Source organism: Kitasatospora sp. NPDC001540 (genome assembly GCF_042894345.1).
GTDB lineage: Bacteria > Actinomycetota > Actinomycetes > Streptomycetales > Streptomycetaceae > Kitasatospora > Kitasatospora phosalacinea_C.
Window position 1 is genome coordinate 149,503 of the sequence record NZ_JBIAVO010000018.1, and the last position, 11,804, is coordinate 161,306.

The window sequence follows — 11,804 nt, forward strand, 5'->3', positions numbered from 1 at the left end:
CTGAGGCGAACTCAGCTCGGGGACAACCGATATGAAGCCATGACCTCGAACTCCCGTCAAGAAGTTCGACAGAACCCGTGGGAGCGCTCCCGCCGACCGGGGATGGGTGCCGCCCGCCGGGGTTCGGCCACCCCGCCCCCGCTCCGCACCGGCACTCTCCCCCCGTACCCCCGGCGCCCCAACAGCCGCCGCCCGCACCACTGTTCACCCCTGAACCGGGGACGGTTCGCCGACGATCCACCGACGCCCCCGCCGACCGCGCACCACCCCCGCCGGGCCCGCTCCGGGCCCGCGCCGCACCTCCCGGCCGGGCCGCCGTGGCCGGATCCGCCCCCCTGCGGCCGGGCGGGCGCACCCCGCCCGCGACCGGCGGGAACCGTGGGGCGCGGCACGGGGTGCCGCGCGGGCCGGTGCACGGCGCCCGGGGCCGCCGGACGCCCCCGCCCCGCCCCGCCGCCGCCCCCCACCTGCACCTTCGCCCCGCCCGTCCGCCCCGCCCCCGTACCACCCCGGCCGCCGCCCCGCCGGACCGGACGAACCGCCCCGTGCCGGAGCCGTTCTGCTGCGAAACTTTCACGGTCCGCCGCGCCACGGGGCGGATTCCGGCCCGGTCGAGCCCTGCGCGCGCCGTCCACCGGGCACGGACGCGGCCCCGTGGCAGGCTGTCCGCGACCCGCAGGAGGAGCCCGTGCCCGCCCGACCCCGCTTCGACGACGACCAGCGCCGCGCCCGGCTCGCCCGCCGCCACCGGCTCGCCCCCGGCACCGGGGCCGACCGGGCCGAGCAGGTGGTGGACGACCTGGTCGCCGTGCACGCCACCGACCCCGCCACGGTGTTCCTCGCCGTCGCCGCCCGACTCGCCGCCCCGGGCACCGCCGACACCGAGCGCGCCCTGTACACCGACGGCACCGTGCTGCGCCGCCACGGCATGCGCAAGACCCTGTTCGCCGTCCCCGCCGACCTGGCCCCGGCGCTGTACGCCTCCACCACCGCGAAGGCCGCCGCGGCCGAACGCGCGCGCCTGCTCAAGGACTTCGCCGCCTCCGGCCGCGACGCCGCCTGGACCGCGGCCGCGGAGCGCGCCGTGCTCGACGCCCTCGCCGCCGCCCTCGACACCTCGCCGGACGGCCTGACGGGAAGTCAGCTGGGCGAATTGGTGCCGCAGTTGCGCGAAACCATCGACTACGGGGTCGGCACCTCCTACCAGGCCGCCCAGCCCGTCAGCATGCGGCTGCTGCGGCTGCTCGGCATGGAGGGGGCGATGGTCCGCCGCCGCCCGCTGGGCGGCTGGACCAGCAGCCGGCACCGCTGGGTTCCGGGCCCGCCCGTTCCCGCCGCCCCGAAGCCCGCCGAACGCGCGGCCGCCCAGGCCGAGTTGGCCGCCCGCTGGCTCGCCTCCTACGGCCCCGCCACCGAGGACGACCTGGTCTGGTGGACCGGCTGGGGCGTCCGCGAGGTGCGCACCGCGCTGGCCGCCTGCGCGGCCGCCGAGGTCGAACTCGTCGACGGCAGCACCGGGTTCGTCCTGCCCGACGACCTCGCCCCGGAGTCCGCCCCGGCCCCCTGGGCGGCCCTGCTGCCCGCCCTCGACCCCACCGCCATGGGCTGGAAGCACCGCGACTGGTACCTCTCCCCCGAGCACCGCCCCGAACTGGTCGACCGCTCCGGCAACCTCGGCCCGACCGTCTGGTGGAACGGCCGCGTCATCGGCGGCTGGGCCCAACGCCCCGACGGCGAAGTGGCCGTCGAACTCCTCACCGACCCCGGCCCCGAGGCCCGCCGGGCGGTCGCCGCCCGGGCCGCCACCCTCCGCACCATCCTCGCCGACGTCCGCGTCACCCCGCGCTTCCGCACCCCGCTGGAGCGCCGCCTGACCGCCTGACCGCTGACCACCCGGCCGTCTGACCGTCTGACCGCTGACCGCCCGCCCCGCCCGCCCCGCCGGTCCGACGGCGGGCCCGGGGCGCGATGGGCCTAGCCTGGGGCGGTGACGTCCACCTCGTCGATCCTCGACCAGTTCGACCTCTGCGCGGACCGGGCGGAGTTCCCCGACCTGGCCAACGGCTACTACTACCCGGTCGCCGAGCGGCTCCACCTGTTCGGCGACCGCACCCGCTGGGCCGTGGTCGCCGAACTGCTGGGCCACGCCCCGCGCGGCGGCAACCTCTTCGACGTGGTGCACCGCTTCGGCAACTGCCTGACGCACGGCGAGCCCGGGTTCGGCGAGTTCCTGGAGCGGGTGGACAACATGGCGGAGCTCGACCCCGACCGGACCGGCCGCTACCCGGGCGGCGCCCCGGTGGTCGTCCGCGGCACCGCCCTGACCGTCCCCGCCGCACCGGGCACCCCCTGGCAGGACGTCTTCCGGCAGCTCGCCCCGGCGCACCGTTCGCTCCTGCTCGCCGACCCGGCGGAACTGCGCGCCGGCCTCCCCGCCGACCTGCCGGTGCTGCTCCGGCTCGACGAGTGGAACCAGCCGGAGGACCTCGGGGGCGTCATGCCCAGCGAGCACGAGACCTTCCGACTGATCGCCGAGGTGCTGGTCTCCGGCGACCCGTCCCGCTACCGGCCCACGCTGGCCCCGAACACCCACTGGTCCCACTGGCCGGAGGCCGGAACGCTGTAGGCCGCCCCTCCCCGGCGGCTACCGCGGCGCGGCGGTCGTCGTAGCGGCCGTCGCGGCGGGCTCCTCGGCCGGGGTGGTGGGGGTCGGGACGAGGGTGAGCTGCATCAGGAGGGTGTCGATCCAGCGGCCGTGCTTGTGGCCGACGGCGGCGAGGCGGCCCGCGTCGGTGAAGCCGAGGCGGCGGTGCAGGGCGGTGGAGGCGTCGTTGCCGGGGCTGGCGATGACGGCGACGAGCTGGCGCAGCTCGGTGCGTGCGCAGGCGTCGACCAGGGCGCGGAGCAGGGCGGTGCCGTGGCCGCGGCCGAGGTGCTGCGGGGAGAGGTAGACGGAGTTCTCGGCGGTGTGGCGGTAGGCGGGCTTGGGACGCCAGGGCGCGGCGTAGGCGTAGCCGACGACCTGCCCGGAGACCTCGGCGACCAGGAAGGGCAGGCCGCGGCCGGTGAGGTCGGCCAGTCGCTCGTGCCAGTGCTCGACGGGGGGCGGGGTCTCTTCGAAGGTGCTGACGGTGTGTCGGACGTAGTGGGTGTAGATCCCGGCCACGTCTTCCAGGTCGGCGGGGGTGGCCGGGCGGATCAGGCGGCGGTCGTCGACGGTCACGGGGACGAGTCTAGGGTTCGGCCGGGCCCCCGTCGGAGCGCGGGTCACACCGGGTACGAGTACGGGTCCGGGTCGGTGGCGCCGGCCGAGCGGAGCGGTCGTCCGAGCTCCCCGGTGACTCGCGCCGGAACCGTCCGGACCACCGAGATGCGGCCCGCCGCAGGTCGGTCACGGTGCCGCCCGTCGTCCGGCCGCGGGGTTGTCGTTCCGACAACGCGTCGCGGCGGCTGTCGCCTCCGTGGCACGATCCGGGGCATGCGCCTGCCCACTGACGGAGTCACCCCGATCCCGCGGCTCGTGATGGTCGACGACTTCGGGGAGGACGACGGCTACTTCTGCGAGCTGACCGATCCGCTGTTCCTCGCGCCGGGTGACCGGGTCCGGTTCGACGGCATGAGGATGGACCTCGTCGTGACCCGGGCCGACGGCGGGATCCTCTCCCCGGCCGGCACGTGGGGCGTTCGCTGCGGCCGCGACCGCTCGCGACGCTGAGACGGCGGCCCGCACGCGGTCCTGGAGCTGCGGCGCCCGGGTGGACCGCCGGGCGGGCGCGTTCACGGACGTGCCGCCGGGCCCTGCGTGCGCCTGTTCGCGGGCGCCGGGCCGGAGTTGCCCGGCCACGAGCCGCGGCCGCCGGGTGCCCGCGTCCCGCACGTGCACAAGTCCCGCGTCGGGAGCGCGGGTTGACGCCTCACAGCGCGTCGAGCGCGGCGGCCGGTCGGGCGCCCGCCGCCGCGGAGCCGTGCAGCAGGGCGGCGAGGTCGTGGTGCCCGGCGGGTTCGGCGGTCGGGTCGGCGGCGGTGATCCGGTCGAGCCGGAAGCCGCGTCCGGCCCGGCGGGTGCGGCACCAGGCGATCAGGTACCAGTGGCCGCCCGCGGTGAGCAGCCCGGCGGGTTCGACCAGCCGTTCGCTCTCCCGTCCGGCGGCGTCGGCGTAGCGCAGGCGCAGCACGGTGCCCTCGGCGAGGGCGTGTTCGACGGCGGACCGGGCGGCGGCGGTGGGCTCGGGGGCGGGGAGGGTGACGATCCGGCGGGCGAGGTCGCGGGCGGTGGTGGCGGCGGGTTCGGGCAGGACGGCGGCGAGTTTCTGGGCGGCGGTGCGGGCCGCGGCGGCGTACGGGGTGCCGTGGCCGGTGGCGGCGAGGGCGACGGTGAGGGCGGCGGCCTCCTGTTCGGTGAACCGGACGGGCGGGAGGGTGGTGCGGGGGTCGATGGACCAGCCGCCGCCCCGTCCGGTGGTGGCGCGGACGGGGAGGCCGGCGGCGGTCAGGGCCTGGAGGTCGCGTTGGACGGTGCGGGTGGCGACCTCGAACCTGGCGGCGAGGCGGGCGACGGTCAGCGGTCGGGGCGCGGCGGCGCGCAACTCCTCGACCAGGGCGTACAGTCGGGCCGTTCGGTTCACCCGGGGGACCTTACCGGCCCGCGGCGGTGAGGAACTCGGCCTCGCGTCGGCGTTCGCGGGTGGTGACGGTGAGCGGGTAGAGCGTGAAGCCGTGCATCGCGCCCGCGACGACGTCGAGGCGGGCGGTGCCCCCGGCGTCCTGCCAGCGGCGGGCGAGCAGGACGGAGTCGTCCAGCAGCGGGTCCTCGGTGCCGACCACGAGGCGGGCGGGCGGCAGGCCGGTGAGGTCGGCGTACAGCGGGGAGAGCGCGGGGTCGCGGCGCTCGACGGGGCCGGTGCCGGGGCTGTACATCTCGTAACTTCCTTGCAGGCTGCGGGTGTTGCTGAGGAGTGGGCGGTCGCCGAAGTCGCGCTGGCTGGGGGTCATGGCGAGGTCGTAGGGGCCGAAGGCGAGGTGGGCGGCGCGGTAGGCGCCGGGGAGGCCGCCGTCGCGCAGGCGCAGCAGGGTGAGGACGGCGAGGTGGGCTCCGGCGGATTCTCCGGCGATCAGCAGGCGGCGGGTGCCGAACTCGGCCTCGGCGTGCTCGGCGAGCCAGCGGGCGGCGGCTTCGCAGTCGTCCGGTCCGGCGGGGTGGGGGTGTTCGGGGGCGAGGCGGTAGTCGACGCTGACGACGGCGAGGCGGGTCCGGCGGGCGAGTTCCCAGAGCCGTTCGTCCTGCCCGTCGGCGGAGCCGAACGCCCAGCCGCCGCCGTGCAGGTGCAGCAGGACGCCTTCGGGCGCGCCGGGGTCGAGGACGCGGACCCCGACGCCGCCCGGGAGGCGGCGGTCGCGGGCCTGCGGGAGGCGGCGGGGCGGGGTGTCGCCGCCGAGGCGGTTGCGGCGCAGCAGGGCGAGGGTGGCGGCGTCGAGCGGGCCCCGGCGGGCGGGGCGGCTGCTCGCGGCCCGTTCGAAGGCCCGGTTGAAGGCGAGCGTCTCGTCGAGGCGGTCGAGGTCGACCAGGTGGGCGCGCAGCGGGTGCGCGTCGTAGGCGCCGGGGCCGGTGGTGGAGGGCGTGGCGGGGTCGCCGGTGGCGGGGTGCGTCATGGCCCAGACGGTGGCAGGGGGCGGCGACAGCCCCGTGTCACCCTTTCGCCGTGACCCCGGTCACACCGCGCACGAGTCCCGGTCACACCGCGCGCGGGCCCTCGCGGGGCGGGGTCCGTCCCGCGCCGGAGCCCGCGGCGGCCTAGCGTGGGTGGGAGCGGCGGCGGAGGGAGCACCCGGTGTTCGAGCGGTTCTCGCGGGCGGGGACGGGCAGTGCGAAGTGGGCGCGGGCGGGGGCGGGGCGGATCGCCATGGGGGTGGCCGACATGGACCTGCCGGGGCCGCCCGCGGTGGGGGCGGCGCTGCGGGCGCGGGCGGGGCACCCGGCGTTCGGGTACCCGGTGGCGGAGGCCGCGGACCGGGCGCTGGTGGCCGACTGGTACCGGCGGCGGCACGGGGTGGAGGTGGATCCGCGCTGGGTGATGCTGCTGCCGTTCGCGCCGGGCACGGCGGTGCGGCTGCTGGTGGAGGCGGTGCGCCCGCTGCCGGGCCCGGCGGTGTTCGTGACGCCGGAGTGGGGCGGTTTCGCCCGGGTCTGCCGGGCCGCGGGGGTGGCGACCCGGGAGCTGCCGCTGCTGGAGACCGGCGACCCGGCCGACCCGTACCGGCTGCCGCTGGCCGAGGTGGCCGCGTCCCGCCCGGGCCTGGTGCTGCTGAGCAGCCCGCACAACCCGTCCGGGCGGATCTGGTCGGCCGCCGACGTCCGGGCGCTGGCCGCGGCGGCCGGGCCGGGGCTGCTGATCTCGGACGAGGTGCACGGCGACCTGCGGCACCCGGACGCGGGGGCGGAGCAGCCGGTCGCGGTGGCGGTGACCGGCGGGGCGGCGAACGTGGTGACGCTGAACTCGGTGGGCAAGACCTTCAACGTCTCGGGCCTGCCGAGCTGCTTCGCCCTGGTGCCGGACGCGGGGCTGCGGGAGCGGCTGACGGCGGTGATGGCGGGCTTCGGGCTGTGGGAGGGGGGCCTGCTGGGCGCGGTCGCGCAGCGGGCGGCGCTGGCCGAGGGCGGGCCGTGGCTGGACGCCGCGCTGGCGCACCTGGTGCGGGCCCGGGAGCTGGCGACGGCCGCGCTGGGCGGTGCGGTGCTGGCCCGCCCGCAGGCCTCGTACCTGCTGTGGCTGGACGGGGCGGGGCTGGGCACCCGGGAGGAGCTGCTCACCCGCTGTCACGTCGAGCTGGCGGACGGGGCCGATTTCGGAGCGGCCGGTTCCGGGCGGCTGCGGCTGAATTTCGCCCTGCCGCTGGACCGCCTGCGCACCGCGCTCACCCGCCTGAACTGCGAAATGTCGGTTCGGGCGGCACCGAGGTTTGCCCCGGAGCAGACTGAGCAGGAACAACCGGGCTCAAGTCGCGAACCGAGGGATGGTGAAACCCGGTGACATCCGTACGTCCGCAGCAGGCCGCACCGGCCCCCGACCCGATACACAGCGTCACGCTTCGGGCGGAGTTGACCGAGGCGTCGGCCGAACGCCACCTGGGGGCCATCTGCTTCAAGATCGGGCCCCCGGCGTTGGTCGGGGTGGAGGCGGAGTGGTTCGTCCACGACACCCGATGTCCCGGCGCACCGGTGGATCCCGACCGGGTGGCGGCCGCACTGGCGGCGCTGCCCGAGGCGGCCGACGGCCCGGTGTTCCCGGCGGGCTCGCGGCTGACGTACGAACCCGGTGGGCAGGTCGAGCTCAGCTCCCCGCCCGCCGCCGATCCGGCCGACTGCGCGGCCGGGCTGAGCACCGACCAGGCGGTGCTGCGGGCGGCGCTGGCCGCCGAGGGGCTGCGGCTGACCGGCAGCGGCACCGACCCGATGGACCGCGAGCGGCGGATGCAGGCCACCCATCCGCGCTACCGGGCGATGCAGCGGTACTTCGACCGCGGCGGCCCGTGGGGCCGGATCATGATGACCGGCACCGCCTCCGTGCAGGTCTGCGTGGACGCCGGGACGGCGGCCGACTACGCCGAACGCTGGCGCCTGGTGCACGAGTTGGGGCCGGTGCTGGTCGGCGCGTTCGCCAACTCGCCGCTGCTGGAGGGGCGTCCGACCGGCTGGAAGTCGACCCGGCAGCTGGTCTGGTCCCGGATGGACCCCTCCCGCACGCTGGCCCCGCCGCCGACCGCCGACCCGCGCACCGCCTGGGCGCGGTACGTGCTGGACGCCGCGCTGCTGTGCGTGCGCCGCCCGGACGGGCTGCCCTGGGACGCCCCGGCCGGGCTGACCTTCCGCGGCTGGCTGCGCGACGGCGGCGAGCGGCCCGCCACGCTGGCCGACCTGGAGTACCACCGCACCACGCTGTTCCCGCCGGTGCGGCCGCGCGGCCACCTGGAGCTGCGGATGATGGACGCCCAACCCGGCGAGGGCTGGCGGGTGCCGCTGGCCCTGGTCAGCGCGCTGCTGGACGACCCGCGGGCCGCCGACGAGGTCCGCGCCGCCCTGGAGCGGCTGGGCCACGCGGGCAGCCGCGCCCCGCGCTCGGGCCTGTGGCGGCGCGCCGCCGCGCTCGGCATGGCCGACCCGGACCTGCGCCGCGCCGCCCTGCTGTGCTTCGCCGCGGCCGAGCGCTCGCTGGCCCGCCGGGGCAGTGAACTGCGCCCCGCCCTCGTCGAGTTCGCCGAACGCTACCCGGCCCGCGGCCGCTGCCCGGCCGACGACCAGCTGGCCGCGCTGCGCGGCGGCGCCGCCCCCGTCCTGCTGGAGGACGCCCCGTGCTGACCGCCACCGCTCCCGCTCCCGCCCGGCAGGAGGAACGCCACCCGCCGGGCGCCGAACTCCCCTTCCCCCCGCTGGAGGTGGCCGCGTGCTGAACGCCGACCGGACCGACCCCGCGCTGCTGCGCGAGCTGATCGCCGCCGAGCTGCTGACCGCCCGGGAGCGCACCGCGCTCCTCACCGAGGCCGTCGACGACGCCGAACTCGTGGCCCAGCACTCCCCGTTGATGTCGCCCCTGGTGTGGGACCTGGCGCACATCGGCAACCAGGAGGAGCTGTGGCTGCTGCGCAACATCGGCGGCCGCGACCCGATGCACCCGGAGATCGACCCGCTGTACGACGCGTTCGAGCACCCGCGGGCCGAGCGGCCCCGGCTGCCGCTGCTGCCGCCCGCCGAGGCCCGCGCCTACGCGCACGAGGTCCGCGGCCGGGTGCTGGACCTGCTGGCCGCCTCACCGCTGGAGGGCGCGCCGCTGCTGGACGCCGGGTTCGCGTTCGGGATGATCGCCCAGCACGAGCAGCAGCACGACGAGACCATGCTGATCACCCACCAACTGCGCAGCGGCCCGGCCGTGCTGGACTCCCCGCCGCCGCCCGCCGCCACCGGCGGCCCGCTGCCCGCCGAAGTGCTGGTCCCCGCCGGGCCGTTCACCATGGGCACCGACACCGAGCCGTGGGCGCTGGACAACGAGCGCCCCGCCCACCAGGTCGACCTGCCCGCGTTCTGGCTGGACACCACGCCGGTCTCCAACGGCGCCTACCGGCGCTTCGTCGCCGACGGCGGCTACCACGACCCGCGCTGGTGGACGCCCGCGGGCTGGGCGCACCGGATGTCCGCGGGGCTGGAGGCGCCGCTGTTCTGGCAGCGCGACGGCGGCCAGTGGCTGCGCCGCCGCTTCGGCCACCTGGAGCCGGTGCCGGACGAGGAGCCGGTGCTGCACGTGAGCTGGTACGAGGCCGACGCGTACGCCCGCTGGGCGGGGCGGCGGCTGCCGACCGAGGCCGAGTGGGAGAAGGCGGCCCGGCACGACCCGGCCTCCGGCCGCTCCCGGCGCTTCCCGTGGGGCGACGCGGCGCCCGGCCCCGAGCACGCCAACCTGGGCCAGCGGCACCTGCGCCCGGCCCCGGTCGGCGCCTACCCCGAGGGCGAAGCACCCTGCGGGGCACGGCAGTTGATCGGTGACGTGTGGGAGTGGACGTCCAGCGACTTCACCGGCTACCCGGGGTTCACGGCCTGGCCGTACCCGGAGTACTCGGAGGTGTTCTTCGGCCCCGAGTACAAGGTGCTGCGCGGCGGCTCGTTCGCGGTCGCGCCGGTCGCCTGCCGGGGCACCTTCCGCAACTGGGACTACCCGGTGCGGCGGCAGATCTTCGCCGGCTTCCGCACCGCCCGCGACGCCGAGCCCCGGACGGCCGAGCCCCGGACGGGGGGCTGAGCCCGGTGTGCCGCCACTTCGCCTACCTGGGGCGGCCGGTGCCGATCCGCTCGGTCCTGCTCGACCCGCCGCACGGGCTGCTGCGCCAGTCCTGGGCGCCCCGGCTGCAGCGCTACGGCACCGTCAACGCGGACGGCTACGGGGTCGGCTGGTACGCCGCCGGGGACGAGCGCCCGGCCCGCTACCGGCGGGAGGGGCCGATCTGGGCCGACGGCGACCTGGCCGACCTGGCCCGGGTGGTGGCCTCGCACGCGGTGCTGGGCGCCGTCCGCTCCGCCACCGCGGGCTGCGCGGCCGGGGCGCAGGCCGCCGCCCCGTTCGCCGCCGGGCGCTGGCTGTTCAGCCACAACGGCGCCCTGCCGGGCTGGCCGGCCGCCTTCGCCCCGCTGGCCGAACTGCTGCCCGCCGCCGAGCTGTTGGAGCTGGAGGCGCGCACCGACTCGGCGCTGCTGTGGGCGCTGGTGCTGAACCGGCTGCGCGCGGGCGTCAAACTCGGCGAGGCGCTCTCCGACGTGTGCCTGCTGGCCGGCGAACTGGCCGATGCCCGGATCAACCTGCTGGCCACCGACGGGAGTTCGATCGCCGCCACGGTCTGGGGCGACACCCTGTTCCAGCACCGGGGCGCGGACGGCTCCGTGCTGGTCGCCTCCGAACCCTTCGACGACGGACCCGGCTGGTCCGAAGTCCCCGACCGCACCCTGCTGGTGGCCGATCCGGCCGGCAGCGTGCTGACCCCGCTGGCCCCCATCGGCCCGCGCACCCGAGAGGACGCCCCCCGATGACCGGATACCGGCTCACCCGCCTGCTGCCCCCCGACCACCTGCACCACGCGCTGCGCGCCGACGTCCGCGACGGGCTGACCGGCGAGCCCAAGCGGCTGCCCCCGAAGTGGTTCTACGACGCCCGCGGCTCCGAGCTGTTCGAGGAGATCACCCGGCTGCCCGAGTACTACCCCACCCGGGCCGAGCGCGAGATCCTCACCGACCGCGCCGCCGACATCGCCACCGCCACCCGGGCCCGCACCCTCGTCGAACTCGGCTCCGGCTCCTCGGAGAAGACCCGCCTGCTGCTGGACGCGCTGCGCGCCGCGGGCACCCTGGAGCGCTACGTCCCGGTGGACGTCAGCGAGAGCGCCCTCGAATCGGCCGCGCAGGCCCTGACCGCCGACTACCCGGGGCTCGAGGTCGCCGCCGTGCTCTCCGACTTCACCCAGAGCCTCGGCCTGCCCGACGGCGGCGGCCCCCGCCTGGTGGTGTTCCTCGGCGGCACCCTCGGCAACCTGCTGCCCGCCGAGCGCACCGCCTTCCTGACCGGCCTGCGGGCCCAACTCCTGCCCGGCGACTGGCTGCTGCTCGGCACCGACCTGGTCAAGGACCCCGCCGTGCTGGTCGCCGCCTACGACGACGCCGCGGGCGTCACCGCCGCCTTCAACCGCAACCTGCTGGCGGTCCTCAACCGCGAACTGAACGCCGACTTCGAACCGGAGCAGTTCGACCACGTCGCCCTCTGGGACGCCGAGCACGAATGGATCGAGATGCGGCTGCGCTCCCGGCGCGCCCAGACCGTCAAGATCGCCGATCTCGGCCTCCCCGTGCACTTCGAGGCGGGCGAGGAGCTGTACACCGAGGTCTCCGCGAAGTTCCGCCGCGAACGCGTCGAACGCGAACTCTTCGCCGCGGGCCTGCGCCTGGCCGACTGGTGGACGGACGGGGAGGGCCGCTTCGGACTCTCGCTCTCCCGCCCCTTCGAGGACGGCTCCGACTAGTGCCGCGTCAGGCAACCTTTGCCGCCAAGGAGCGGCGTCCGGTGCGTTCTCTCGGCGTGCCGACCGGAAGCCCTCGTACTGGGTGTACTTGGGTTTTCGGCCGGTGCGGCGAGAGGGCGTGCCGGGCGTCGCGACGGGCGAAGGTTGCCTGACGCGGCACTAGGCCGTGTCTCATAATTGATCTTGTGGTGGGTCGTGGAGAGATAACGGATGCTGCGTGGGCTCGGATTGAGCCGTTGCTGCCGCAGCAAGAT

11 protein-coding genes are annotated in these 11,804 nt (G+C 76.8%); 8 read left to right on the forward strand and 3 right to left on the reverse strand.

All coding sequences use genetic code 11. The features are described from left to right. Window positions 1-688 precede the first annotated feature (688 nt). Both ACFY00_RS21955 and ACFY00_RS21960 read left to right on the forward strand, forming a co-directional pair. The gene (locus ACFY00_RS21955; RefSeq protein WP_388033130.1) at window positions 689-1,882 is read left to right on the forward strand and encodes a winged helix DNA-binding domain-containing protein; all 1,194 of its coding nucleotides are present in this window, start codon (window positions 689-691) and stop codon (window positions 1,880-1,882) included. Between the two features lie 105 nt (window positions 1,883-1,987). Continuing rightward, window positions 1,988-2,626, forward strand: a complete 639-nt coding sequence (locus ACFY00_RS21960; RefSeq protein WP_388033131.1) for a DUF7003 family protein — start codon at window positions 1,988-1,990, stop codon at window positions 2,624-2,626. 18 nt (window positions 2,627-2,644) lie between these two features. On the opposite strand, the gene ACFY00_RS21965 is transcribed toward ACFY00_RS21960, so the two are convergent. After that, window positions 2,645-3,223, reverse strand: a complete 579-nt coding sequence (locus ACFY00_RS21965) for a GNAT family N-acetyltransferase (RefSeq protein WP_388033132.1) — start codon at window positions 3,221-3,223, stop codon at window positions 2,645-2,647. Window positions 3,224-3,478: 255 nt separating this feature from the next. On the opposite strand from ACFY00_RS21965, the gene ACFY00_RS21970 reads away from it, so the two are divergent. Further along, window positions 3,479-3,715: a hypothetical protein gene (locus ACFY00_RS21970; protein WP_388033133.1), complete on the forward strand. Its 237-nt coding sequence runs from the start codon at window positions 3,479-3,481 to the stop codon at window positions 3,713-3,715. 199 nt (window positions 3,716-3,914) lie between these two features. On the opposite strand, the gene ACFY00_RS21975 is transcribed toward ACFY00_RS21970, so the two are convergent. Further along, on the reverse strand, window positions 3,915-4,625 hold the full coding sequence (locus ACFY00_RS21975; RefSeq protein WP_388033134.1) for a helix-turn-helix transcriptional regulator: 711 nt from the start codon (window positions 4,623-4,625) through the stop codon (window positions 3,915-3,917). A gap of 10 nt (window positions 4,626-4,635) precedes the next feature. Continuing rightward, a complete protein-coding gene (locus tag ACFY00_RS21980) occupies window positions 4,636-5,649 on the reverse strand; it encodes an alpha/beta hydrolase (protein WP_388033135.1) in 1,014 nt (337 codons plus the stop codon). 179 nt (window positions 5,650-5,828) lie between these two features. On the opposite strand from ACFY00_RS21980, the gene ACFY00_RS21985 reads away from it, so the two are divergent. The 5 genes from ACFY00_RS21985 to egtD all read left to right on the forward strand — a co-directional run bounded on the left by ACFY00_RS21985 (window position 5,829) and on the right by egtD (window position 11,550). Continuing rightward, the gene (locus ACFY00_RS21985; protein ID WP_388033136.1) at window positions 5,829-7,028 is read left to right on the forward strand and encodes an aminotransferase class I/II-fold pyridoxal phosphate-dependent enzyme; all 1,200 of its coding nucleotides are present in this window, start codon (window positions 5,829-5,831) and stop codon (window positions 7,026-7,028) included. After that, window positions 7,025-8,353, forward strand: a complete 1,329-nt coding sequence (gene egtA, locus ACFY00_RS21990; RefSeq protein ID WP_388033137.1) for an ergothioneine biosynthesis glutamate--cysteine ligase EgtA — start codon at window positions 7,025-7,027, stop codon at window positions 8,351-8,353. The genes ACFY00_RS21985 and egtA overlap by 4 nt, the downstream gene beginning before the upstream one ends. Before the next feature lie 85 nt (window positions 8,354-8,438). Further along, window positions 8,439-9,785: an ergothioneine biosynthesis protein EgtB gene (gene egtB / locus ACFY00_RS21995; RefSeq protein ID WP_388033138.1), complete on the forward strand. Its 1,347-nt coding sequence runs from the start codon at window positions 8,439-8,441 to the stop codon at window positions 9,783-9,785. A 5-nt stretch (window positions 9,786-9,790) separates the two neighbouring features. After that, on the forward strand, window positions 9,791-10,567 hold the full coding sequence (gene egtC / locus ACFY00_RS22000) for an ergothioneine biosynthesis protein EgtC (protein ID WP_388033139.1): 777 nt from the start codon (window positions 9,791-9,793) through the stop codon (window positions 10,565-10,567). Further along, window positions 10,564-11,550, forward strand: coding sequence for an L-histidine N(alpha)-methyltransferase (egtD, locus tag ACFY00_RS22005; RefSeq protein ID WP_388033140.1), 987 nt, complete (start codon window positions 10,564-10,566; stop codon window positions 11,548-11,550). The genes egtC and egtD overlap by 4 nt, the downstream gene beginning before the upstream one ends. Window positions 11,551-11,804 lie beyond the last annotated feature (254 nt).

Excerpts from the sequence above, each read along its gene's own strand:
- egtD (WP_388033140.1), top strand. The coding sequence starts at position 10,564 with ATGACCGGATACCGGCTCACCCGCCTGCTGCCCCCCGACCACCTGCAC.
- ACFY00_RS21980 (WP_388033135.1), bottom strand. The coding sequence starts at position 5,649 with ATGACGCACCCCGCCACCGGCGACCCCGCCACGCCCTCCACCACCGGC.
- ACFY00_RS21970 (WP_388033133.1), top strand. The coding sequence starts at position 3,479 with ATGCGCCTGCCCACTGACGGAGTCACCCCGATCCCGCGGCTCGTGATG.